Origin of the sequence: Pedobacter sp. Hv1 (genome assembly GCF_001412215.1) — a bacterium.
Taxonomy (GTDB): Bacteria; Bacteroidota; Bacteroidia; order Sphingobacteriales; family Sphingobacteriaceae; genus Pedobacter.
Window position 1 is genome coordinate 919,124 of the sequence record NZ_LLWP01000001.1, and the last position, 26,748, is coordinate 945,871.

16 protein-coding genes, 2 tRNA genes and 3 rRNA genes are annotated in these 26,748 nt (G+C 38.8%); 5 read left to right on the forward strand and 16 right to left on the reverse strand.

The window, feature by feature from the left end; translation table 11 throughout:
* Positions 1-75: 75 nt before the first annotated feature.
* From AQF98_RS04270 to AQF98_RS04300, 7 genes are all read right to left on the reverse strand, one after another.
* The gene (locus tag AQF98_RS04270) at positions 76-873 is read right to left on the reverse strand and encodes a hypothetical protein (protein ID WP_055130660.1); all 798 of its coding nucleotides are present in this window, start codon (positions 871-873) and stop codon (positions 76-78) included.
* Between the two features lie 11 nt (positions 874-884).
* On the reverse strand, positions 885-1,493 hold the full coding sequence (locus AQF98_RS04275; protein WP_055130661.1) for a hypothetical protein: 609 nt from the start codon (positions 1,491-1,493) through the stop codon (positions 885-887).
* Positions 1,494-1,495: 2 nt separating this feature from the next.
* Positions 1,496-1,912 (reverse strand): hypothetical protein, encoded by a 417-nt coding sequence (locus AQF98_RS04280; protein ID WP_055130662.1) that lies wholly within the window; start codon positions 1,910-1,912, stop codon positions 1,496-1,498.
* Between the two features lie 37 nt (positions 1,913-1,949).
* Positions 1,950-2,948 (reverse strand): ankyrin repeat domain-containing protein, encoded by a 999-nt coding sequence (locus AQF98_RS04285; protein WP_082434891.1) that lies wholly within the window; start codon positions 2,946-2,948, stop codon positions 1,950-1,952.
* A 216-nt stretch (positions 2,949-3,164) separates the two neighbouring features.
* Positions 3,165-3,422: a hypothetical protein gene (locus tag AQF98_RS04290; RefSeq protein WP_055130664.1), complete on the reverse strand. Its 258-nt coding sequence runs from the start codon at positions 3,420-3,422 to the stop codon at positions 3,165-3,167.
* A gap of 36 nt (positions 3,423-3,458) precedes the next feature.
* Positions 3,459-3,962 (reverse strand): hypothetical protein, encoded by a 504-nt coding sequence (locus AQF98_RS04295; RefSeq protein WP_055130665.1) that lies wholly within the window; start codon positions 3,960-3,962, stop codon positions 3,459-3,461.
* A gap of 376 nt (positions 3,963-4,338) precedes the next feature.
* Positions 4,339-5,043: a LytTR family DNA-binding domain-containing protein gene (locus tag AQF98_RS04300; RefSeq protein WP_055130666.1), complete on the reverse strand. Its 705-nt coding sequence runs from the start codon at positions 5,041-5,043 to the stop codon at positions 4,339-4,341.
* A gap of 288 nt (positions 5,044-5,331) precedes the next feature.
* On the opposite strand from AQF98_RS04300, the gene AQF98_RS04305 reads away from it, so the two are divergent.
* From AQF98_RS04305 to AQF98_RS04320, 4 genes are all read left to right on the forward strand, one after another.
* Entirely contained in the window at positions 5,332-6,528 is a 1,197-nt protein-coding gene (locus AQF98_RS04305) for an anhydro-N-acetylmuramic acid kinase (RefSeq protein WP_055130667.1), read from the forward strand.
* A gap of 38 nt (positions 6,529-6,566) precedes the next feature.
* Entirely contained in the window at positions 6,567-9,572 is a 3,006-nt protein-coding gene (locus AQF98_RS04310) for a SusC/RagA family TonB-linked outer membrane protein (protein ID WP_055130668.1), read from the forward strand.
* Between the two features lie 21 nt (positions 9,573-9,593).
* Positions 9,594-10,901, forward strand: a complete 1,308-nt coding sequence (locus AQF98_RS04315) for a RagB/SusD family nutrient uptake outer membrane protein (RefSeq protein ID WP_055130669.1) — start codon at positions 9,594-9,596, stop codon at positions 10,899-10,901.
* A gap of 66 nt (positions 10,902-10,967) precedes the next feature.
* Positions 10,968-12,719, forward strand: a complete 1,752-nt coding sequence (locus tag AQF98_RS04320) for a serine hydrolase (RefSeq protein WP_055130670.1) — start codon at positions 10,968-10,970, stop codon at positions 12,717-12,719.
* 8 nt (positions 12,720-12,727) lie between these two features.
* Here AQF98_RS04320 and AQF98_RS04325 read toward each other — a convergent pair whose 3' ends face one another.
* Entirely contained in the window at positions 12,728-13,471 is a 744-nt protein-coding gene (locus AQF98_RS04325; RefSeq protein ID WP_055130671.1) for a DeoR/GlpR family DNA-binding transcription regulator, read from the reverse strand.
* Positions 13,472-13,606: 135 nt separating this feature from the next.
* Between AQF98_RS04325 and AQF98_RS04330 the strand changes: the two genes are divergently transcribed.
* A complete protein-coding gene (locus tag AQF98_RS04330) occupies positions 13,607-14,920 on the forward strand; it encodes a sensor histidine kinase KdpD (RefSeq protein WP_055130672.1) in 1,314 nt (437 codons plus the stop codon).
* Here AQF98_RS04330 and AQF98_RS04335 read toward each other — a convergent pair.
* The 8 genes from AQF98_RS04335 to AQF98_RS04370 form a co-directional block, all read right to left on the reverse strand.
* Positions 14,917-17,814 (reverse strand): outer membrane beta-barrel protein, encoded by a 2,898-nt coding sequence (locus tag AQF98_RS04335; RefSeq protein WP_082434892.1) that lies wholly within the window; start codon positions 17,812-17,814, stop codon positions 14,917-14,919. The genes AQF98_RS04330 and AQF98_RS04335 overlap by 4 nt on opposite strands.
* A 39-nt stretch (positions 17,815-17,853) precedes the next feature.
* Positions 17,854-18,720, reverse strand: coding sequence for a hypothetical protein (locus AQF98_RS04340; protein WP_055130673.1), 867 nt, complete (start codon positions 18,718-18,720; stop codon positions 17,854-17,856).
* Positions 18,721-18,981: 261 nt separating this feature from the next.
* Positions 18,982-20,748, reverse strand: coding sequence for a S8 family peptidase (locus tag AQF98_RS04345; RefSeq protein ID WP_055130674.1), 1,767 nt, complete (start codon positions 20,746-20,748; stop codon positions 18,982-18,984).
* Positions 20,749-20,994: 246 nt separating this feature from the next.
* Positions 20,995-21,106, reverse strand: a 5S ribosomal RNA gene (gene rrf / locus AQF98_RS04350).
* Positions 21,107-21,241: 135 nt separating this feature from the next.
* Positions 21,242-24,120, reverse strand: a 23S ribosomal RNA gene (locus AQF98_RS04355).
* A gap of 199 nt (positions 24,121-24,319) precedes the next feature.
* Positions 24,320-24,396 (reverse strand) — tRNA-Ala (locus AQF98_RS04360).
* 19 nt (positions 24,397-24,415) lie between these two features.
* A tRNA-Ile gene (locus tag AQF98_RS04365) sits at positions 24,416-24,490 on the reverse strand.
* A 181-nt stretch (positions 24,491-24,671) separates the two neighbouring features.
* Positions 24,672-26,191: ribosomal RNA gene (locus tag AQF98_RS04370) — 16S ribosomal RNA — on the reverse strand.
* The 16S, 23S and 5S rRNA genes sit together here with 2 tRNA genes alongside, the layout of an rRNA operon.
* Positions 26,192-26,748: the final 557 nt, after the last annotated feature.

Genomic DNA, 26,748 nt, shown 5'->3' on the forward strand with positions numbered 1-26,748 from the left:
GTCCTTCCCCTATGTAAATAATTTTTACTACTAACACTTGCTGCAATTTTTGGGCCTACAAATAAACCATCAATCCTATCCTTCAAATAAAAATCTTTCGGGAATGTTATACCCGTTACGGTAAAGAATACGTACACTATCAACTTTTACAGCCGAATTATTTACACAATTGTATCGATCAATAATTAGATCATAGTTTTTATTATTGGTGCTTTTTTTGAAATAATATTTGTTTTCATCGCACACCGTTATTTTATAATCATCTCCTGCCCCTTGTCCATAATCATGATAGATTGGCAAAAAGAAACTTTTTCCAAGCTTACCATGGCTCAATTCAATAATGGTCACATTGTAATTCTGGCCCATATGTGATTGTCCACCCGAAATGGTAATACCTAGACTTTCATCTCCAATCTTAACCAATTCTTTTAAAGAACCAGAATTTCCATACATACCTCCACCCCCAGCCTGCAACCTAAAATCGTTCAACTGCCAATTGTTGTTTGTTTTTTTAAGAATAAAGACATCGCACCATCCAGTTGATACACCGTACATTGGCCCTCTGTTTTCTACCACGTACACATAATACTTACCCGAGCTATTTTCAAAATATTTTAAGGAAACATCATCTCTTGTAATGGTATCGGCTACATTCTCTGTTGAAGGTTCGTTTGCTACGGTATCGTAAATACTTTTTACCAGTAGTAAAGCTTCAGTTTTATTAAGAGAATCTTTGTTAAAAGATAGCGTTTCCCCTTTTGTACTAGCCTGATGAATCTGAGATAAGGTATCGCTTAATTTTTCTTCAGATTTTTCATTGTATTTGCAGGCAAACATTGTTAACACTACAACTAATAGAAATAATTTCTTCATTTGAATAGCGATTAAATACTTTGAGGAAAGGTTTGAAAAAGGTAAACAAATAGAATAAAACTAGGCAGAGCAATAAGATAAAACATTTTAGCTTTATAAAATTTCACTTTTTTGCCTTTTAAAACATTCACAAAACAATAGAGGTACAAAGAGATAATAAGCAAGGTTATAGGAAATAGGAAGAAAGCAAAAAGCAACAGGTATTTAAAATTAGCCTCATCGTAATAGTGATCATACCATCTTGTCCATAGTTTAGGTTTTAAATTATTTTTGATGAGGAAGGCTTCAAACTTAACACTATCTGTAAATTTTAACACCGTTGGTTTACGCTCATTAGCCACAAAGAACAGGCTATCGGCTCGTCCAACGATGTATCCTTTATAAAAATAGAATTGTTTGAAATAAGCATTTTCTTTTGTATTCGAATTGCCTATTGTTGATGAATTACTATCGCTATATTCCAGATAAACCAAATAAGAAGAGGAACCATCGTATACCAAAAGGTTATGATATGGTGTTCTTTCCTCAAAAGCGGCGTAACCACCCGCCATTGATTGTTGTTTAAAATACAGCAACACAATTAGTACACATCCTATTTTTTTTAAACTATCCTTCATCATTTTCACATATATTTTTCAGGATTCTTATAAAGGTCAAAATATGCTGGATCTGACCCTTTAAATACATGTTGGCCACCTGCATCATAGGCCATTTTAAAATGAATGAATGCTTCCACATAATTTTTCCTGGTAAAAGCCATCTCTCCTTTGTACATTCCTACTTCTATTGGATTGTCCAATCGGTCCATCAACAAAATGTCGGTCCATTTATCCGCCATATCCAGCATAGAAAGACCAAGTGCCGAATTAGTCATAAAAAGAGCAAGCTTTGACTTTTCATTACATTCTAGTTTGGCCTCAGGTAGGTCATCCCACTGTTGATCTATTTTCAGAAGCACCTCTTTTTTTTGTATTTCATTCATTTCTGTATACCCATTAGCTTTGTCTAATAGGTTAAATAACTCGGCGGTAAAATCCATAGTACATATCTTATAAGTTTCAGTTTGTTAAAAAAGTTTATTTTTTCTCTAAAATATCAATCAGCGATTGCCACCCCACTTTTTTTGCAAAGCTCATTGGGCTAATCCCCGATTTATTTTCGCGATAAGGGCTGGCATGATGCCGTATGAGCAACTCCACCAACTGCAAACGATCTTCAATACCCATAGCCGCATGGAATACTGCAGCAGATAAAGGGGTATTATGATAATGATCATCGATTGAAACATCAGCACCGTGCAGTAACAATAACTTGGCGATGTCTAGTCTTTTTTGGGCACTTGGTTCTTTTATAGATTGAGGTTCTGCTACAAATGCGAGTGGGGTAATGCCATTATGGTCTTTGCTATTGGGGTTGCTACCAAAATCTAAGAGCAGCTTTACAGCAGCTACCTGCTCTCCACCTATGGCATAAAACAGTGCGGTATGACCAATATTATCTGCCTCGTTAATGATTTGCCTATTACTTGTTCTAAGCAATTTTTCTAAGGAGGATATATCACCTTTAAAAGCTAGTTTACGAATGGATTTTGATTGCATAGTGGAAAAAATCTGCTTTTTGTAGATTCTATATTTTTGCATCACGAAATAAACAACTATGCCATAAAGAGCTGCACAAACCAATGCGGGTAACAACGATAGTTGAATAGTCCCAATCCATGTTTCAATAGGAGTATAAGTACCCCATGTCACTTCTCTGGCCTCAAACAATTGTTTGTTGAGCAATATTGAAGTTGCAAAGAACAGGCTTGTAGCTATAAGAATAGTATTTAACAGACGAGGTTTAAAAACACGAAAAAGCAACAGTGCTGTTGCCTGTACCAATACCGTCAACATGCTCGACGAAAGCATTTCAAATACCATATTACAGTCCATGCAGTTGGCCAAAGACCCTTCCATGTACGCTTTCGTGGCCCAATAACCTTGAACTATGGCGAGTATGATGATGACCATTGTTACACCCAACAGGAGCAATAACTTAATTTTCTTTAGGGTTTGAAGTCTTGTTGACTGCATATACTTTTATTTTGATGAAGGAGTACAATTTGCTTTTTTGACACCAAAAATAGTTGCTACTGGTATCTGTTAATTTCATGCGTTTTATCAATTTCTTTTTATTGAAATAAAGAAAGATGAAAATAGCTAACAGCAATATTGTATAGCAGGTTGCTATGAGAGTCCTTTTTTTCATTGCTAAAGCAGATTAGACATAAACATATTTTCTGCTTTGAGCTAAAAGACATTCCTCTTTTTCTTTTTTGTTCTTGTAGGATGACTGATTACAAAATCAATTAACACTTCCCTTAGCCTTTCATTTTCAACTTTTAACAAACTCAACTCTAAAGCAATAGGTTTATATTCAGCCAACCAATTATGAAATGTAACCAGTGGAATCATATAGGTTTCACATATGTCGCTAATTTGTCTGCCTCGATAATATTCTTCAACTACATGCACGATTGCTTGTACTGATGTTTCTTTGCTTTCCATTTCAATCTTACAGGGTATACCCAATACCTACATTTGTTAAGCTGATAAAACACTATTTATAAATACACTTCTATAATTTCTGTTGATACGGATGGCGTATATCAGATATACACCTACAGCCATCAACAGCATGGCTAAATTGCTATCAATTGAACAATAAACTGGAGATGAGTCTATATTCCCTCTTATTCCAATTACACCATTAACGCTACAACTATGAGTTGGTCCAGAAATATTCTGAAACCTATAACATTTATATTCGGGTCTTAATGCATAATCATCATCCCATTGTGTATATTCTCCAGATGGATTGAAGTGATAATAAGTAACTCCCCCACTAACATTAAATGTACCTAACCAGTTCCAATAAACCTTCTGGCCAATTTTACATCCCCAAGTAGTAGAACTTTTCGGGGGCACATTTGTTGCAAAAGAGTTGTTCAGTATCAAAATGAAGCAAAAAGACAAGAATAATTTTGGGAAAAAAGATAATTTATCATCTTTTCTAAAGTAATTATCAATGGGTAAAAAGTTATACATACAGTTTTTATAATTTCTTATTCCCTTTATTTAATTAAAAAAGGCAGGTCAAAATTATTGCGATCCACATGGTGAAAAAATAGCTAATGTACAGACAGGCAATAACTTTTGCCGAAACGGCAAAAACATTGGCTTAATCAATATTGGCACTTCGTTTATTTCAAAGAATCAACTGGATAATTTGATACTAAAGCTAGATTAAAGAAGAATAGTACATTATTTATGCAACGGCCCATCGGCAGGCTATAAGGAATAGTTTGAAAGCTATTCGGAGAACATGTGAAGTCCTCTTACGTCTTTTAGAAAGAACATATTAACTTGCATTGAATTGGCAAGCATTGCTCAATAATATTTCATTTTGGTATAAAAAGAATAGCTATAAGATCAGCATTCTTTCATTAAGATTAGATTTATAGGCATCCGCAATTGGCACCGTCTCTTCATTTATAATCAAAGTTTTGCCTTCCATTTTATCTATCTTACCCAAATTAACAATAAAGGAACGATGAACCCTTACAAAAAAGCTTTTGGGTAACTTTTGCTCTAAGGAACTAATGGATGAATGGATGGAGTAGATATGATTGGAAGCCATGTGTATTTCTACATAACTTCTATTGGCTTCAAAGTAGAGGATATCATCTATCTTAATTCTTTTAATGGTATAAGAATCTCTAATAAATACGAATCCATCTTTTCCACTTTCGTTAGCAACGATCAGATCTTTACTCTTCCATATGCTTTTGGCCTTTTCAATCGCTTTTAAAAACCGATCTGGCTCAATGGGCTTAACCAGATAGTCGACCACATTCAGATTAAAAGCTTCAACTGCGTATTCTGCTCTAGAGGTAATAAAAATGATCAATGGCCCTTTATCTCCTAATATCTTTGCCAATTGAATCCCATTCATTTCTGGCATCTCAATATCAAGTAACAAAAGATCAATGTCGTTTTGCTGAATCTCTTTATGTGCTTCTAAAGGGTCTAAATAGCTACCTATGAGCGTCAATGATGGCTCTAAAGCCATTAGATTAGCTAAAATCTTAAGAAAGATTTCTTGGTCATCTATTATCAAACATTTCATAGTCTGATAAATATATCTAAAATATGTTATAAATGGGTTATCAACTCGTTGTTTACAGCTATTTCTACACCTTCAATCTCTATTCCATTTTTCAAAAATACCATCTAAGCGACATTAGAAGCACATTAAGGTAAAATTATGCGTGTTCTTGCGTTTTTTTATTTTAAATATGCATAAATTGATTTTTAAAATTCCATATATTTACACTAGCAATAAATAAGGCACATCAGAACTGCGTTTTTGTGCCTGTTTCAATTTATAGCACCAAATATTTAAACCTAATAGTAGATGAATAGACACATACTCAGACTACAAGAAATAGCTAATGCTCCTTCAAGGGTCATTATTGGATTAATGTCTGGCACTTCTCTAGACGGGCTCGATATCGCTTTATGCGAGTTTAAGGGCGCAGGAATTGGCACATCAATCAAAACCATTAATTTTAAAACTATTAGTTATAGCCCCGAATTTAAGGCCGAACTGAGATCTGTCTCTTCAAAACCAATGGTCGACTTGCAAAAAGTGACCTTGTTAAATGCTTATATTGGTACTTACTTTGCCGAGTTGATCTTACAATGCCTTGAAGAATGGAAATTTCCGGTAAAGGATGTTGACTTGATTGCCAGTCATGGACAAACTATTTTCCATGCGCCCATTTCAATCCATGGCTTGGATTCTTATCCCAATGCTACCCTCCAAATTGGAGATGGCGATCACCTTGCTTTTAAAACGGGTGTAATTACCCTGAGTGATTTTAGGCAAAAACATATTGCGGCTGGTGGTGAAGGTGCCCCTCTTGCTGTATATGGAGATTATCTTTTATTTTCGAGCTTAACTGAAAACAGGATTTTATTAAATATTGGCGGCATAGCCAATTTCACTTTTTTACCAGCAGGTAAAGAATCAGACCTGATCTTTTCTTCAGATGTTGGCCCTGGAAACACCATGATGGATCAATTTGTACAGTTGAACTATGAAAACATGTATTACGATGCAGATTCTAAACTCGCTCTAGCTGGAACCGTGAATGAAAAGCTATTAAATGCTTTGCTCGACACCCCTTTTTATGATTTTGGTTTCCCTAAAACAACAGGACCTGAATTATTTAGCCTTACTTATTTGGATGAGGCCATTGAACGCACTCAGTTGCAAGGCATTTCAAATGAAGACATTATGGCTACACTTTCTGAGTTTACTGTACAAGGCATTGTAAGGGCTATTGAGCAATGCGTACCGAAAGACAATCCATTTACCATTTACTTAAGTGGTGGTGGCATGCACAATCCTTTATTGGTTAAAAAGATTGGCGATTATCTAAAATGTGAGCTTAAAACCACTTCAGATCTTGATATCAATCCAGATGCGAAGGAAGCCATTCTTTTTGCTTTATTGGGCAACGAGTGCATTGCAGGAGAAAAGCCAGCATACAAAAACAGACCCGAAATGCCTGCGGCAGCCATGGGCAAAATCAGTTTCCCAGAATAATTAACAGCATTAAACTTACCTCAAATAAATTTTAATTTATGAAAAAAAACCAACCCTTTAAAGTATGTAGGCATAGCCTTTTGATACTTTTTCTCTCACTGTTTACAGTGAGTTCCCTTTTTGCCCAGAATGCCCCCTATCTCATTAAAGGGGTAGTTACTGATAGCAGAACAAAACTGCCTATTGCTGGGGCAAGTGTAAAAATCAGTAGCAAAACAATTGAAACCACTTCAAACGAGAGTGGAAATTATGAACTCACAGCAAAACTTCCTGCTGGTAAATATGAACTTATCGTTAGTTATTTAGGTTATACGCAATATACTGTAGACTTCAATTTAGGAGATCAGAAGAACATTATCTTAAATGCGAGCATTGCAGAAGATTTGGTACGCTTAAATGAGGTGGTAGTAACAGGTAACTCTGTAGCAACAAGCAAAAAAACCTTAGGTAATGCCATCTCAACTGTAGGAGCTAAAGATTTTGCGAATAGTAACGCTACTTCTATTGATCAGGCCTTAAGTGGTAAACTTGCAGGCGCACAAATTACACAGAACTCGGGTAACCCCGCAGGTGGCATGAGTGTAAGGTTAAGAGGTTCTAGTACAGTTGTAGGCGCAGGTGACCCATTATATATTATTGATGGGGTAATTGTGAACAACACTTCTACCGAATTGCTTGATCTTGGCGGTTATGCCCAAAACAGATTGGTAGACATCAATCCTGCAGACATTGAGCGTGTAGAGATTATTAAGGGAGCTGCTGCTGCTGCCATTTATGGTTCTAGAGCGAGTAGTGGGGTAGTACAAATCTTTACCAAAAAGGGTAAAGAGGGTAAACCCACTTATGCTTTTTCTACCAATATTAAGGTAAGTGATGTAAGAAAAACATTAGATGTAAATACTTACCCATTTAGATTCAACAATACAACGGCTACTGATCTTTCTCAAACGGCTGTACAACGATACGATTATCAAGATGATATTTTTAGAAGTGCAGTAGGCGTAGAAAACAACCTGTCTGTTTCTGGTGGCGGCAATGGTACCCAATATTTTGTAAGCGGCAATTATTTATTTAACCAAGGGATTATAGACAATTCTGATTTCAGCAGAGTTGGTGCTAGAGCAAGAGTAGATCAAAGACTAAATGACTGGTTAAAAATATCTGTTGGAATGAATTACACTTTAAGCTCTAGCCATGAGATTCCAAATGGCGGTTTGAACGAGGCTTATGGTGCCTTAACCGGTTTTATCTTCAGCAATAACTTTGTTAATCCAGCAAAAGACCCTATCACTGGTATTTATCCATCAACATCACCAACTGCTGTACAAAGAACCAATCCTCTAGAAGCTATTAATCGTTTTAAATTTGCACAACGTACCAGTCGTTTCATTGGTAATTTCCAGGCAAATGCAACACCTATAAAAGGTTTAAATATCAATTATACCTTAGGTTTTGATAATTCTACACAAATTGGAACAGGTTATATTCCTGTGGGCAATACCACCCCTACCTATAATACTGGTTTTGCACAGAGAGCAGATAAAACCACCTTCTTAATGAATAATGACCTGACTGCATCTTATCAAACCCGTATCAACGATTGGTTAGAGTCGACCACCGGAATTGGAGGTACAGCACAATCAGACAAAACCTTCCAAACAGGATTAAAAGCTACACAATTAGGATTAATTGGAGAAACCGTTAATAACGGAATAGTACAAGGAGCAGAAATGCGTTATGACATTAATGTAATGGGTGCTTACCTTCAACAAACATTTGGCTTATGGGACAAACTCTATTTAACGGGAGCCTTACGTTATGATGTTTCTTCTGTTTTTGGGAGAGACGATAGAGCACAGTTTTATCGTAAATTAAGTGGAAGTTATCTCTTATCTAATGAAGATTTTTGGAAAAATTCTAAAATATCCAATGTCATCTCTAGTTTTAAGTTGAGAGCATCTTATGGACAATCTGGAAATCTAACCGCTTTAGGTGCATACGATCAATACACCTCTTATATTCCGGTTAATTCTGGGGGGTTACCTAGTGTTTATTCTCCAGTTTTATTGGGTAATAATGTAATTAAACCTGAAAGTCAAGAAGAGTTTGAAGTTGGTACAGACATGAGTTTTTTTAAAGATCGATTAGGTATAGAATTTTCTTACTATAAAAAAGATGTAAAAGATTTATTGTTACTAGCTAATCTTACCCCAAGTACAGGCTTCACTAGCCAGTATGTTAATGTTGGAACAATGACCAACAGAGGTTTTGAGCTAATGGTTAGAGGGGTACCAGTACTTACCGACAAAGTAAGATGGGATGTGACCGCTACTTATTCAAGAAATAAAAATGTGGTAAACAATATCCCTGGTGGTATATTAACTTTTGCTGGAGGTTTTGGTCAAGTGGCTGCTGTAAATGGTTATCCACTGGGTGCATTTTACGCTACTTATTTTGCTCGCAATGCTGATGGATCTCTACTACTTACACCTGGTGGTTTACCACAAACTGAAAAAGTAGGAAGAACTGGTGGACAACCTTCTGGCGCTACATTAAAGAAAGTAATTGGCGATCCTAATCCAGATTGGGTAGGTTCATTAATCAATGAAGTAAGTGTGGGAAAACACTTCTCATTTAGAGCACAATTAGATGCTTCTATCGGTGCTGATGTATTTAACTTTACCAGACGTGTAGGTGATAGAGATTTATATGGTGGATTAAAAGGTTATGAGCCTGAACTAAGAGGAGAAGTACCAAAAGGAAACTCTGCAGCTTTATTTTCTATTTTCGAAAATTGGATCGAAGATGGTTCATTTGTAAAATTGAGAGAGGTTTCTGTTTCTTACTCATTTAAACCAAAGTTTCTTAAAACAGGCAACATGAGATTTAATCTTGCCGGCAGAAATCTATTCTCTATTGACAATTACAGTGGTTACGATCCTGAAATTAATGCTGCAGGACAAAGCTCGGCAGTAAGAGGATTTGATTTTGTGGAGGTGCCAATCCCGAGACAAATTATTTTAGGATTCAACATGACCTTTTAATTGACCATAAATTTTAAAAAAATGAAAAATATATATAAAATAAAAGCTGGTTTACTAGTCGCTATAATGTTAGTGGCCAATAGCTGTAAGATGGATACCATTAATGTAAATGCACCCACAGATGCTGATGTGTTGAAGACTAGAGATGGCATCATTGGATTAAGTGTTGGTTTAAGACAATATTATTCTACCAACGGCATTGCTGCTTCTTATTTCTACCCAGCAGTAACCAGTCGCGAATTACAAGGGGTGGCTACATTTACCAATGTATTGGAACTAGAAGCTGGCGGAACACAATTTCCAACTGCAAACGGAAGTGTCCTTACTTTATGGGCTAATATGCAAAAACTGATGAATATGAGTGAAGACATCATGAGCAATGCAGGAAATATTAGTACTATAACTGGGGGTACCTTATCAGGTGTGATGGCTCATGCAAAACTATACAAAGCTATTGCTTTGGGTACGTTAGCAACTTCATTCGAAAAAAGTAACATCAATACCGACAAAACTGGTAAAGCTACATTCCTTCCTCGTCAAGCTGTATTGGCTGAAGCTATTCGTTTATTAAATGATGCCATTGCACAATTGACAGCCACACCAGTATCTGCAGAGTTCACCACCAATGTGGCTGGCACAAATTTCAACCTTAAAAATGTACTTTATGCTTTCAATGCAAGGTATAATTTAATGGCTGGCAATTACGCTGCTGCAATAACCAATGCAACTGCAGTTGATTTAAGTAGCAAAAACCAATTTGGGTATAGTTCAGTAAGTGTAAACCCATTATGGAATACCGCTAACATTTTAAAATACTATGTACCAAGAGCTGGCTTTGGTCTTCCAGCTTCGTTATTTGAAGCTGGCGATCAACGTGAAGCATTTTATATTACAACAACAGGTTCTGGTTCAACCGCAACCAGAACTTTAAAAGGTTTTACAACCGACCAAACTGGTTTTGTACCGGTGTATCTACCTGATGAAATGAAGTTGATCAGAGCTGAAGCCATTTTAAGAAGCAATGGACCATTAACTGATGCTGTAACATTGATCAATGAAGTGAGAACACAAACTTCTGGAGATATTTTTGGTGTCAATGCTGGTTTACCTGCCTATAGCGGTGCGGTAACCAAAGATGCTTTATTAATAGAAGTTTACAAACAACGTTGTGCCGAATTATACCTAACTGGCCAAAGACTAGAAGACAGCCGCAGGTTTGAGCGCCCAGCGCCACCAGCTGACTTTACAGAACGCAACAGAAACTTCTATCCGTATCCAGATCAAGAGCGTATTACCAATCCAAATACCCCTGCTGATCCGGCAATCTAATTCAAATTTAAAAGCATGTGCACCAATTGCACATGCTTTTTTGTTTACCCAAAATGATACTGTAAAATGATTACTTCAAAAAAGATCTACCTCTTATTTATCTGTTTAATATGCACGCTTTCTGTTATGGCACAAAACCATATCGAAAACTTAGCTCGGATAAAAGAAGAAGCTAACACCATTAAACAAATCCTCATCTTTAATAATGAGAAAGCTCAACTTCCTATAGTTAAGTTAACGGATTTGAATATGGCAAGTGTAGATCTTGATTTTCAGTATACCCACATTTTTGATAGTCTTGCCAATAAGTTCACAAAAGTTGAACCCTTAGTTCAGTCCTACAATAGTGAAAGTATTTCTAGTCTCAATCTCCTCAACGATGATTTGAAGTTATACAATTATGCCATCCTTAAAACATCAAAGCCATTAACCAAAGGCTTAATCAACTTGATCAAAGAATTGGAAAAAACTAAACAAATTGTATTGGTACTAAGTGGTGCTTATCAAAAAGCTGATTTTAACAATTTTCGTTCTCCTGTGATCATTAATCCAACACCTAGCGCAAATGGAGCATCTTGTTTGGCACAGTTTATTTTTGGTGCCATTGCAACCAATGGCAATGCGATTAGGTTAAAGTATACTGTACCAGAAGAGGTAGGCATTAATATCAGTGATCTTGACAGTATTCCATTGATCGTTCAACAAGCTATTGCTGCCAAGGGTGCTCCTGGTGCTGTGGTAATGATTGTAAAAGATGGCAAGGTTATTTTCAACAATGCTTATGGCAAACATACTTATACAGGAAATAGAGCCATGCGTATCCAAGACATTTTTGACATGGCATCTATTACCAAAGTTGCAGCTACAACTGCCACAACAATGGACTTATACGAAAAAGGTAAAATAGGCATTGACAGTACAATTGGCGTTTACATCGCTCGAACGAGAGAAATGCCCGAAAAGAAAACCATCACCGTAAAAGAAGTGCTTTTACATCAAGCTGGTTTTTATCCTTATATTAAATTTTACGAACAACTTAAACCAAAGGATACAGATACAGTATTTTCAGATCGTTATCCAACCCAATTGGCAGACAAATATTACTTGAGGGCAAACTATTACAACGAAGTAATGTGGCCCGAAATGTTAAGAGATAAAGTTTTAACCAGAGGTAAATATGTATACAGCGATTTAAGTATGTACTACATGAAAGAAATGGTAGAAAAAGCTGCAGAAACTCCATTAAATAAATACGCTGATCAAAAATATTATCGCCCGCTCGGTATGCAAACAGCTGGTTTTTTACCTAGAACACGTTTCAAGAAAGATCAGATTGTACCTACTACAGAAAATGATGGCTGGTTAAGAAGCATGTTGGTTCAGGGCTTTGTAAATGATCCTGGAGCCGCGATGTTAGGTGGCGTAAGTGGCCATGCTGGCTTTTTTGCAAACTCTAACGACATGGCTATCTTCTGCCAACTGTTACTTAATAAAGGTAGTTATGGAGGTACATCCTATCTTCAACCTGCTACCATCAATTTATTTACCTCCAAACAATCGAATGTAAGCAGAAGAGGTTTGGGTTTTGACAGAAAAGATCCTGATTTGAGCAAGGGATACCCTTCTACTTTAGCATCTGACGAGGTTTTTGGGCATACAGGCTATACAGGAACAGCCATTTGGATTGATCCCAAATATAACCTGATCTATATTTTTCTGTCTAATAGAGTATATCCAGACGATGTCAACAAATCTTTAAATACATTGAATATCCGTAGCCGTATTCAAGATGTAATTTATAGGGCAATTAAAAAGTAGTTATTTGTTTATAAAACCGTAACCACCTTTGCGTAGTTCGCTAACAATTGATCATTGGGATCTAAATCCGTAATGAGGTAGTTAATCGCATTTAGGTTACATACCTTCATTTTATGAACAGAATCTATTTTCTCAGCAATACTTACCAAAATGGTTTTTTGAGCTGATTTAACCATTGCTTTTTTGATTTGAACTACTTCCCAGTCTGAATCAGAAATACCATTTTCAATAGACAATCCATTTGTTCCCATAAAACAAAGATCAGCTTTGATGTCTGATAATTGATTGATCACTTGCGATCCGATACTGATTTGTGAGTTTTTTGAAAGTTGGCCACCAATTAAATGCACATCAATGTTAGAACTCTCAATTAACTCTAGTGCCAACAAAGGACTTACGGTAAATAAAGTACAACGTAGATCGCTGGGTACCATCCGTGCCAACTCTATCATGGTTGTACCACCACCGGTTAGGATCACCATTCCATTCTGGATAAGTTTGAGTGCTTTTCTTGCGATCTCTTTCTTGGCATCTCTGGCATAAACACCATCTTGCTGAAAAGGATAGTGAAATGATTTTGAAATTGCCCCACCATACACCTTTAAAACTTTACCTTCTTCGGCCATCTCATTAAGGTCTCGCCTAATGGTATCTTCAGATACATTTAATTGCAAGGCTAAATCAGAAGAAAGTACTTTATTATGTATGTTGATCTGCTTTATAATAAAAGCCTGTCTTTCGTCCTTGAGCATTAGAAAGTGGTTTTAATTAAACCAAATATACCAAAATTGGCTCAAAATCAATGTATCAATTGCAAACTAATATCGTAGATTTCTGTTAGGCATTGTGATATATATTTCTATATTTGGTATGGTCATCCATCCCGTTTGAAATCATTAAAAAATTACATTACCGCTCAATGGTCTTCCATTATTGGGACCGAACTGCAATTTTCATTGGAGGCTAGAATTTTCCATGCCATTAGTATTTTGGCTATTTTTACTGCATCAATAAATTCAATCATCAATTTTAGGCTTGGGCTTATTTTTTATGGATTGATTATGCTTCCACTCATTGCTGTATTGGGCTTAGGTTATTACCTCTCAAGGTACCGCAACAAAATGAACATTGCCATTGGTATATTTGCTGTTGTTTTTAACCTGCTTTGTGGCGCTACTTATTTTGCAACCGAAGGCTCTGGAAGTGTCAATCTGTTTACCTTTATACTGATCATTTTCCTGCTCAGTTTGCTCACCTCAAAAAAACAGTTCAGCATATGGATTCCCCTAAATATTCTACTAGTAATCGGTTTTTTTGTTTTAGAATATTTCTATCCAGAATTGGTTAAACCACTCTATCCAGATCGGCGACATAGATTAGTTGATATTGCACAAACCTGGGTCGAAGTTGCCGGGATGATTGCCTTGATTACCATGTACATCCAAAACAATTACAACCGAGAAAAAGAACTAGCAAAAAGCAGATTGATTGCATTAGAAGAAATTAATGAGACCAAGAATAAATTATTTTCTATTGTTGCCCACGACCTCAAGGCCCCTCTTGCTTCGGTAGAAAACTATCTATCCTTATTGAATAAAATAGATCTTGATCCGGAAGAGAAAAAAACAATTGAGCAAAATCTGTTGACCTCAACTCGGCAAACTTCAGCCATGTTGCAGAACATTCTACATTGGTCAAAAGATCAAATGCAGGGCATAACGGTAAACTTGAGCCCAATTCCTTTGCTAAAAACCTTACATCAAACTATTTTGTTGCAACAGACATTGGCCTCAGAAAAAAATATTGAGCTCGATTATTCAATTGACAACGAGATCAGGGTAATTGCAGACCCAGATATGTTGCAATTGATTGTAAGAAATTTATTGAACAATGCCATTAAATTCTCTTCAACAGGTAGTCAGATCAACTTGAGTATACAGCAAGAAGCAAACAAGTGTATTTTAAAAGTCACCGACACCGGAATTGGCATTAGCGAAGAAGATCATTTTAACATCTTCTCACTAAAAAACAAAGGTACTTACGGCACCGATCAAGAAAAAGGTGTTGGGCTTGGCCTCATGTTGGCCAAAACCTATATCGAACAGCAAAATGGTGAAATTTGGTTCGAAAGCAACCTCAACAAGGGTACTACTTTTTTTGTAAGCTTAGACCTTGACCAGACCCAACACATCCATCCTTAGTTAAAACTACCATCTCCCCTTCTAATCATTTGTCTACCATTACGTGATTGTACGCCTGTCCATTTCTGCAAACGAACTGTAAAACGAAGCATAAAATACCTGCTTAAAGCATTCGTTTTGGTATCTGTAATACTTTCGTCGGTAATATTTCTATTCACAAAATTGTTTTGATTTAAGATATCAAATGCCTGAAATGTAAGTGTAGCCCTTCTTTTCCAGATTTCTTTCTGTAGATAGCTATTGATAACCAATGGATTGTTTGTGACATTGGCATTTATTCCGCTTACATAATTTTTACTTGCACTGTATCCAAATATCAATGTCTTCCACATGTACATTTTTCCATCAATATTAAGCGCAAAAGTATTTGTTCTGCTATCGATAGAAGTTGGCAACGTATTATTTGATTTGGTAAAAGCATAAGAAACATTTGGATTGACTTCTAACCATTCTGTTGGATTAATTCTTGGTCCAAATCTTTGATTAAAACTCCAAGTAGTGGTAATGTTTTTAATGTTATTACTCATTGACACCCCATGGTTATGATAGATGTTTCCATTATAGGCTAGGTTATATTTACGATTGCTCAACTGTTTACTGATCGAATAATTGGCATTGATCCGATATACACCTCCAATATTTACATAACGGGTCTCATTTTTTAAACTGTTATAGGCATCTGCAATTTGTACCGTATTTCTTACTACAGAATTCTCTACAAAAGTGGCGTTGGCATTGATAGAGTAATTGAGTTTCTCGTTAGCGATGTAATTATTATAACTGGTATTGATAGAGTGGTTGAAAGTTACTTTTAGATTTGGGTTACCAACTACCGGGTTTTGCGGATTGGACACATCTCTAACAGGTTGGATCTGATCGAAAGTTGGTTCAGTTGCATTTCCAGAATAATTAATCTGCATGCTATGTTGTTTAGACCACAGATATTGAAAACGAGCAATTGGGATTAAATTAAAGCTATTTCTATGGGTTGTAGTGCCTAAACTTACCTTAGTACCACTTAAAACTGCAGGTACTGCGGTTAATCCAACAGAGAACTTAACTTTTGAAGCATTGCTAATACCATAACGATAATTTAATGCCAAGCGGGCTTGTGTAAAAGAATAATCGTAGATATTACTCAGAGAATCGATGATATGTGTACTCCCGTTGGCAAAAATATTACTTGTGGTTGCCGTATTATCATATCCATTGTAATTCACCTGTCCATTAAATTCAAGTTGGGTGTTGGCACTTAATGGTTCTGCAAATGTTAAACTTGCCCTGTACGTTTTGGTCAAGTTTTCTCTTTCTACCAAGCGGTGAATCAACGAATCTTTAACAACAGTATTGCTGTTATCCAAGTAATAAAGAATATTCGAATTTCTTTCTTGTTCAGATTCTTGTCTCGAATCGTTTAAGCTCAACTGTACAGATAAATTTCTTCTGGGTTTTTGGAAAATGTGCTGGTAAAACACTGTTGCGCCAAAAACGGGTCTGGTATTGGTACTTGTATTTTTTCCAGTCTGATCTTGGTGAATTAAACCAGTTTGCATAATTGCAGATTGACTTCCACTTCCAATTGATGAATAGCTTATTGTGGGTACTACACGTAGAAAGTTATTGCTATCTAAATCGGCCTCAAGTTCAAAACTAAAATTGTGTGTTTTATTATTGCTGTTACTGGAGCCATTGTTAGTAGAAAATGTTGTTCCATTTGAGCTGAAAATTTGAGAAACACTACTGTTTGTCAGGTTGTTATTGGTAAAATTATAGCTGTAATTTGTATTTATCCTTACTTTTTTGCTCAATTGATCGCGGTACGAAAAAGAATTATTTCCGGTATTATTGGTACCACCACTTCCAGATGATGAATTTCCGTTGTTATTTCCACCTCCTGCATTGCCGCCACCACCAGCTCCACCTCGACCACCACCTGCATTGCCACCTCCAGTGTTTCCACCACCTGTACTACCGCCATTATTCCCTGTTCCACTGTTGGCTACTCCGTTTATCGTATTGTTTATTTTTGAGTTGACCCCAATGGTCTGGTTGGCATTTAATCGGGTTGCGAATAAACCCGCCTCATAACGTTCATTATTTCCGGCACCCCCATTTAGGTTAATTGTATTCCCTACAGATTTATCAGCCCTGGTTACAATATTCAATATCTTTTCTGGATCACCATCTTTGATACCTGTTCTTGCTGCCTGATCTCCATAATCATCAACCATTTGAATTTTATCTACAATTTCTGCTGGTAAATTCTGAATAGCGGTAGCCACATCTCCACCTAAATAAGTTTTGCCATTAATTTTCGCTTTGGTTACTGCTGTACCTTGGTGAACAAGCGAGCCATCTGTACCTACTTCCATTCCCTCCATTTTTTTCAACAACTCATCAACCGTAGCATTTTCTCTAACAATATAATCTTTGGCCCTATATTCTACCGTATCTGTTTTATAGGTAATGGAGGGTGTACCATTTACAACGATTTCGTTTAAGGTATTCGCTTGATTTTTAAGGGTTACCGGATCCATTACTATCCTTGGTACAGCATCGTTTTGTTTGTACTTTCCTACTAAGGATTTGTAACCGATACTATTGATATTTAAAGTATAACTGGCCGATTTTACATTCTTAAATACAAAAATGCCATCCACATTTGTGGTCACTACCAACGTATCTTTATCCGAAAATAGACGAACGGTTGCATAAGGAATACCAGTGTCTGTAGTATCTTTTACAATACCACTAATTTCTCTAACTGCTAATGGTAGTGGAGTTTGTGGCTTTGGGGCAGTTTGCGGTGTTTGAGCAAATAACTGGCTTGTGAAAGCTAAGCATAGGGCACATAAAAATAACCCTTTAACAATATGGCGATATGAATTGATCATGATGAGCTGATTATAGATGGTGGAATAAAGGGCTTAAAATTATTTTTTGGTGAAACTATATTTACCCCAGAAATCTGTAGGGCTCATCATGTCCATTCCTGAACCACCACCATTAAATCCAGCAGCATTTCCTCTTGCTGCACCAAAATTTCCTCCACCATTGCCGGCAAATGTTCTTCCGCCATTGTTACCCCCTCCGAAACCGCTATTGCTTAACCCATTGATCTTTATTTGATATGCAAATTCTTTACTATCATTTACAGACAGCTCCAATAAACTTAGTGGAATGGCAAGCTCATATACAAAATCGCCCTTTACATCAAAAGTGCCAACGGTTTTAATGCCATACTCATTATAAATAGAGATTAAGGTATCTGTTATACTCTTAAAGCCTGAAATTTTGATTTCCTTTACTGTAGCCAATTGATTTTTTCGTTGTACCAAAGCTGCAGAATCACGTTGTTGTTGAGTTTGCTGCGTTCTATTTTGAAAACCTCCTTGCCCGGCACCTTGTCTGTTCTGTCCTTGGCCCTGACCTTGTCCACCCCCTCTACCACCCGGTGCTCTTTTGATTAATGGATAAGTAATGCTAAAGGCATCTTTTTCTTTCTTTTTACCTTGCGTATTCACATTAAAAGTAATTCCTCCTGCAATAATTTTTCCTGCATTGGCAGAGCTTGATGATTTTAAGATCAGATAAAGATTTTTATCATCATTGGCCAAGGTATAATAAACTTCAGTGCGTTTGTTTTCTGCAGCAAAAGTATCGTTCCATTCCGTAGTCTTTCCATCAATTTTCACATTTGATGGGGCACTTATGGCTGAGGTTTGGACATCTGGCAACTTTTGCGCAAAACATGGAGCTACTAAAAAACAAAGGATCAAGATGGAGTAAATTCTTTTCATGTCTAATTTGGTTATCAGGTTTACATTGATGTGGTTTAAGCGAATAGACTGACGAAAGAGGCAATAGCTTAATTGCAAAAACTAAAAATTGTCCTTTGTTTAAGCTAAAATATTAAAAAACCCATTTTTCTAACTCATAAACGCCTTTTTTAAAATATGAAGTAGGTATCCATCGCTAAATTGTTACCATTTAAAAAAATGAGGATATAAAAAATCCCCTGACTAAAAAATAATCAGGGGATTTTAACGCTATTTAAGTATTTATTTAGATAGCTGATAAGTATCAGCCAATTTCAATGCATTATAGGCATTAACAATACCACCACTTACGCAAATTTCTGAAAAAAGCACACGAACATTTTCATCTCTCTCGTTTTTATATTTTACTTTATGGTTAACCTTAGTCACAGATTTCATAATGATCTCTTTTACCTCAGCAGGTTTAAGTTCTGGATGGTAAGTCAAAATTAAGGCGCATAAACCAGAAACCACAGGTGCTGCCATACTTGTTCCGTCAAATTCTTCATATTTAGAACCTGGAACTGTAGAGTTGATCATATAACCTGGTGCAAAAACATCTACATTGTATTTGCCGTAATTTGAAAAAGAGGCCTTGAGGTCTTCATCATCTTTATACGAACTGGCACCAACTTCTATCCAATTACTAGCATGTGGTAAATTAAACTTGGCTGGGTCAGGTGGAATTGGTTTTGCAAAAGGGTCAGGTCTACGTTGCATTCCCTGTCCATTTTGGGCCATTTCCATTGGTCTTGGTGGTATAATACCAAGCTCACCTTTCTTTGGATGAGCTTTTGCATAAGCATCAGCTTCAGGACTATCATAATATTTATTTGGATAGTTCTCTTCTGTATCGTTGTTTTTATTGTCGTTCCCAGCAGCATGAACAAGGATTACACCCTTTGCTTCAGCATATTTGATCGCTTCATCCACTACTTTTTTATCCCACTTATAAGCTTTACCGAAGCTCATATTTATTACTCTAGCACCATTGTCAACTGCATATCGAATACCATTCGCTACATCTTTGTCTCGTTCATCACCTTCTGGTACCACTCTAATGGTCATAATGCTTACATTATTGGCCACACCCAAAATTCCCAACTCGTTTGTCCTATTTGCTCCAATAATGCCAGAAACATGCGTTCCATGCTCTGCGTTTGGACCAGTAACATCGTTATTTCCATAAAACCGTTCAGCCGAATTTTCATAATCATCACCTACCAGCTCAGCACGTTGGTTATAATTTTCATTCAAATTATACTTCATCATCACTTCTAGTTCGTGGTAGCCTTTGCTGATATTTTTATAAAACTTCTCTATACTTCCATCTTCTTTAGATCCCTTTCTAATAATTTTTTTAATGTATTCCTCCATCTCATCATCAGCTTTATACTTTTCAATATCTTCTAAAGATGGAATCGGTTTATTATTAATGAAGGCGACTGAATCTAATACCTTTTTAATCGCAATATAAATTGGGAAAGTTGAACTCGCATCGTCATATTTTTTACCAAAATCGGCTAGTACTTTTTTATATAGGGCATATTCTTTCTTCTCTGTACTATCTAAAACAGTGCTCGGAATGGTAGATCGATATTTGGCTTCATATTTTCTTTTAATGCGAACCAGCTCAAGGTTATCATAAGCCAAATTGCCCTTTTTAGACCCAATAAAATTCCATCCATGGATATCATCAACATAGCCATTACCATCATCATCTATCCCATTGCCCGGAATTTCTTTGGTATTTGTCCAGAGTACATCTTTTAAATCTTCATGTTTAATATCTGTACCACCATCAATTACGGCTACAATGATCTTTTGTTTAGGTTTCTTGTCTTTTAACAATTCTAGGTATGCTTTTTCGGTGCTAATTCCAAAGTACCCATTTGCCGTTAAATCAAGATTAAACCAATTAGGTGGTAAAGTAACGTTCTTATTTTGTGCAAAAGCGCTGACACTTATCCCTATAAAAAATGCAAAAAATAAACCAATCCTTAATTTCATAACAAATACTGTTTTTAAGATTAACGTAATTTACAATAATACAGTTTTAAAATAGCTAGATTAAAGATTTGGGCTATTTTAACAAATATTTAACAAGCAAATATAGAATAATAATTGCTTTAAAACAGCGATAAGGATTTGAGGATAATAGTGTAAGCAGACTGAAAGGTAAAGTTGTATCAGGGCTTTAAAAAAGTTTGTATAAACAACAAAACCCCTTAGTTTTCACTAAGGGGTCTGTTTAAGATTTGGCACCGACCTACTCTCCCACATGTTACTGCAGTACCATCGGCTCTGGCGGGCTTAACTTCTCTGTTCGGAATGGGAAGAGGTGGACACCGCCGATATAGGCACCTAAATATTTTTATATAAGGTTGAGGGTTTGAAGGTATAGGGTATAAGGTTTTCACCTTACGCCTTAAGCCTTTTACCTTAAGCCTTAAATGACATATTATTGAAAGAAGTTATTTTGGAAGAGCAAACAACGTTCTGCTCTTGAAAGCTTCGGATGATTAGTACTACTCGACTGTGCTGTCACCAGCTTTACATCTATAGCCTATCAACGTAGTAGTCTTCTACGGTCCTATATGGAATTCTCATCTCGTGGCTAGTTTCGCACTTAGATGCTTTCAGCGCTTATCTATCCCCAGCGTAGCTACTCTGCAATGCCCCTGGCGGAACAACAGATTCACTAGAGGCTAGTCCAACCCGGTCCTCTCGTACTAAGGTCAGCCCCACTCAAAATTCCTACGCCCACAACAGATAGGGACCGAACTGTCTCGCGACGTTCTGAACCCAGCTCGCGTGCCACTTTAATCGGCGAACAGCCGAACCCTTGGGACCTTCTCCAGCCCCAGGATGTGACGAGCCGACATCGAGGTGCCAAACCTCCCCGTCGATATGAGCTCTTGGGGGAGATCAGCCTGTTATCCCCAGCGTACCTTTTATCCTTTGAGCGATGGCCCTTCCATGCAGAACCACCGGATCACTATATCCGTCTTTCGACCCTGCTCGGCTTGTCTGCCTCACAGTCAAGCAAGCTTATGCTATTGCACTCCGCGTACGGTTACCAAGCGTACTGAGCTTACCTTTGAAAGCCTCCGTTACCTTTTTGGAGGCGACCACCCCAGTCAAACTACCCATCAAACAATGTCTCCCGCTGAGCGGGATTAGACACCGAATACAGAAAGGGTGGTATTTCAACGTTGGCTCCACGACGCCTAGCGACGCCGCTTCAAAGCCTCCCACCTATCCTACACATCCTGTATCCAATGTCAATGTTAAATTGTAGTGAAGGTGCATGGGGTCTTTCCGTCCCGTTGCGGGTACCCGGCGTCTTCACCGGGACCACAATTTCACCGAGCTCATGGCTGAGACAGCGCCCAGATCGTTACACCATTCGTGCAGGTCGGAACTTACCCGACAAGGAATTTCGCTACCTTAGGACCGTTATAGTTACGGCCGCCGTTTACTGGGGCTTCGATTCAATGCTTCGCCTTGCGACTAACATCCCCTCTTAACCTTCCAGCACCGGGCAGGTGTCAGGCCTTATACTTCATCTTTCGATTTTGCAAAGCCATGTGTTTTTGTTAAACAGTCGCCTGGGCCTTTTCACTGCGGCTGATATTGCTACCAGCGCCCCTTCTCCCGAAGTTACAGGGCCATTTTGCCGAGTTCCTTAGCCATGATTCACTCGAGCACCTTAGAATTCTCTTCCCGGATACCTGTGTCGGTTTGCGGTACGGGTTTTTATAACCTGGAGCTTAGCGGTTTTTCTTGGAAGTCTGATTACCTGCACTATCCACTTACCCGAAGGCTCGCGGTACTATCAGCGTTCAGCAGGTCTGGCGGATTTGCCTACCAGTCCTATACCTACAGCCTTCAACGATCTATTCCGTCAGATCGCGGCAGTGTCACTACTCCGTCCCCACATCGCAGTTATAAAAAGTACGGTAATATTAAACCGTTGTCCATCGAATATCCCCTTCGGGTTCTCCTTAGGCCCCGACTAACCCTGATCCGATTAGCGTTGATCAGGAAACCTTATCCTTTCGGTGGGCGGGTTTCTCTCCCGCCTTATCGTTACTTATGCCTACATTTGCTTTTCCAGAAGCTCCACCATAGCTCACGCTACAACTTCGCTGCCGCTGGAATGCTCCCCTACCGTAATATTAATATTACCCATAGCTTCGGTATACCACTTAATGCCCGTTTATTATCCATGCACGATCGCTCGACTAGTGAGCTGTTACGCACTCTTTAAATGAATGGCTGCTTCCAAGCCAACATCCTAGCTGTCTATGCAATCGCACCTCGTTAGTTCAACTTAGCGGTAATTTAGGGACCTTAGCTGATGGTCTGGGTTCTTTCCCTCTCGGCGCGTGACCTTAGCACCCCGCGCCTCACTGCCGTGTATATTATATAGCATTCGGAGTTTGTCTGGATTTGGTAGGATTTGACTCCCCCGCACCCAATCAGTAGCTCTACCTCTATATAACTTAACCACGACGCTGTTCCTAAAAACATTTCGGGGAGTACGAGCTATTTCCCAGTTTGATTAGCCTTTCACCCCTACCCACAGATCATCCGGAAACTTTTCAACGTTTATCGGTTCGGTCCTCCAGTACGTGTTACCGCACCTTCAACCTGTCCATGGGTAGATCACAAGGTTTCGCGTCTACCTCCCCTGACTATACGCCCTATTCAGACTCGCTTTCGCTTCGGCTGCGTGTCTTAAACACTTAACCTTGCCAGAGAAGAGTAACTCGTAGGCTCATTATGCAAAAGGCACGCCGTCACGCCACCTGGACGCTCCGACCGCTTGTAAGTATACGGTTTCAGGTTCTATTTCACTCCCCTGTTCGGGGTTCTTTTCACCTTTCCCTCACGGTACTGGTTCACTATCGGTCTCTCAGGAGTATTTAGCCTTACCGGATGGTGCCGGCAGATTCCCACAAGGCGTCTCCGACCTCGCGGTACTCAGGATACTACTAGGCTAGCATTACTTACGTGTACCGGGCTATCACCGTATATTGCCAGGCTTCCCATCCTGTTCCACTTCATTTTGCTAATACCACATCGTAGTCCTACAACCCCAGTTATGCCGTAACATAGCTGGTTTGGGCTCTTTCCCTTTCGCTCGCCACTACTTAGGAAATCATTATTATTTTCTCTTCCTCTGCTTACTTAGATGTTTCAGTTCGGCAGGTTTGCGCACTATGTGCGACTAGTCTTCAACTAGCCAGGTTTCCCCATTCAGAAATCTGCGGATCAATTCATATTTGCTGATCCCCGCAGCTTATCGCAGCTTATCACGTCTTTCATCGCCTCTGAGAGCCAAGGCATCCCCCGTATACTCTTTCTTACTTTCTTCTCTATATAGCCTTTTGCGCCTATATAAATGCTTTTTTTGATTAGTTGTCAATTCTAGCCCCGAAGGACTTCAAGCTGACAACGTCTCTATTGTTGTTTGCTCTTCTTTTTTAACTTCTTCCAATATGTCAAAGAACTTTTCAATCCCGGGAACAATCGTTCCTATTATAAACGTGCCTTTTGTAACAGGCACCGGTGATGGTGGAGAATAACGGAGTCGAACCGTTGACCTCCTGCGTGCAAGGCAGGCGCTCTAGCCAGCTGAGCTAATCCCCCAAAAAAACTTTCGCTTTTGTAGTCCCGTCCAGATTTGAACTGGAGACCCCTACATTATCAGTGTAGTGCTCTAACCAGGCTGAGCTACGGGACTGTATAAGATACGACTGTGGTGATTTACGATTTTATCTTTCGCGTCAATCGTAACCCGTCAACCGTAATTCCTTTCCAATCTCGCTAACCCACTACCTTAATAGTGCTTTCGCGTCATCTTTTTGGTTTTCTTTAGAGATATGTATCATTTTTTGCGCAGCGAGTAGTCTATACTACTCCAGAAAGGAGGTATTCCAGCCGCACCTTCCGGTACGGCTACCTTGTTACGACTTAGCCCCAGTTATCGGTTTTACCCTAGGACGCTCCTTGCGGTTACGTACTTTAGGTACCCCCAACTTCCATGGCTTGACGGGCGGTGTGTACAAGGCCCGGGAACGTATTCACCGCATCATTGCTGATATGCGATTACTAGCGAATCCAACTTCATGGGGTCGAGTTGCAGACCCCAATCCGAACTGTGAATGGCTTTTTGAGATTTGCTTGCTGTTGCCAGCTTGCTGCCCTCTGTACCATCCATTGTAGCACGTGTGTAGCCCCGGACGTAAGGGCCATGATGACTTGACGTCGTCCCCTCCTTCCTCTCTGTTTGCACAGGCAGTCTGTTTAGAGTCCCCACCATTACGTGCTGGCAACTAAACATAGGGGTTGCGCTCGTTGCGGGACTTAACCCAACACCTCACGGCACGAGCTGACGACAGCCATGCAGCACCTAGTTTCGTGTCCTTGCGGACGCATCCATCTCTGGATACTTCACTAACTTTCAAGCCCGGGTAAGGTTCCTCGCGTATCATCGAATTAAACCACATGCTCCTCCGCTTGTGCGGGCCCCCGTCAATTCCTTTGAGTTTCACCCTTGCGGGCGTACTCCCCAGGTGGAATACTTAACGCTTTCGCTTAGCCGCTGACTGTGTATCGCCAACAGCGAGTATTCATCGTTTAGGGCGTGGACTACCAGGGTATCTAATCCTGTTTGATCCCCACGCTTTCGTGCCTCAGCGTCAATAAGACCATAGTAAGCTGCCTTCGCAATCGGTGTTCTGTGACATATCTATGCATTTCACCGCTACTTGTCACATTCCGCCTACCTCTAGTCCATTCAAGCCCATCAGTATCAAGGGCACTGCGATAGTTGAGCTACCGTCTTTCACCCCTGACTTAACAGGCCGCCTACGCACCCTTTAAACCCAATAAATCCGGATAACGCTTGGATCCTCCGTATTACCGCGGCTGCTGGCACGGAGTTAGCCGATCCTTATTCCTTCGGTACATTCAGCTACTTACACGTAAGTAGGTTTATTCCCGAATAAAAGCAGTTTACAACCCAGAGGGCCGTCTTCCTGCACGCGGCATGGCTGGTTCAGAGTTGCCTCCATTGACCAATATTCCTTACTGCTGCCTCCCGTAGGAGTCTGGTCCGTGTCTCAGTACCAGTGTGGGGGGTCATCCTCTCAGATCCCCTAGTCATCGTGGTCTTGGTGGGCCGTTACCCCGCCAACTAACTAATGACACGCATGCTCATCTCTATCCTATAAATATTTGATCATTGTACGATGCCGTACTGTGATTTTATGCGGTGTTAATCCGGATTTCTCCGGGCTATCCCCCAGATAGAGGTAGATTGCATACGCGTTACGCACCCGTGCGCCGGTCTCAGGTTAGCAAGCTAACCCTACCCCTCGACTTGCATGTATTAGGCCTGCCGCTAGCGTTCATCCTGAGCCAGGATCAAACTCTCCATTGTAAAATGTTTTGTTTGAACGCTGACCATTCTTATTCTAGTATTATTAAAATTAAATAGTCTTTATTCTATTATGTTGTCTGATAGAACAGACTTAAGAAACAGCTCGGTATCATGTACTTTGAAATCGTACCTGTTTGCCTCGCTGCGCTGTATAAATGATATCTCTTTAATGAACTTTTCGATCTTACCTCGCGGTGATCTTTATATGTTGCAATGTAACGTTTCGCTTTCCATCGGTCTTTATTGTTCCGATCGTCTGCCCGACGTTTTCATTGTTTCAATCTTGTTGTATTTGTCCTTTCAACATCCGTTGATGAACTCCCGTTTCGTTTGGGACTGCAAAGGTAGGAAACTTTTTTAAACTTGCAAACTTTTTTTTATTTTTTTTCGAAGCTTTTTAAACTTCTTAAAAACGTTTGCCGTTTCTTATTTCCCTTATTTCAAATCTCTCTCCTCCTAATCTCTTTCTCCTTCTGTCGTTACCTCCGTAGCGGGTTGCAAAGGTAGGAAACTTTTTTGCTTTCCAAAACTTTTTTTGAAGTTTTTTTCTGCTTTCC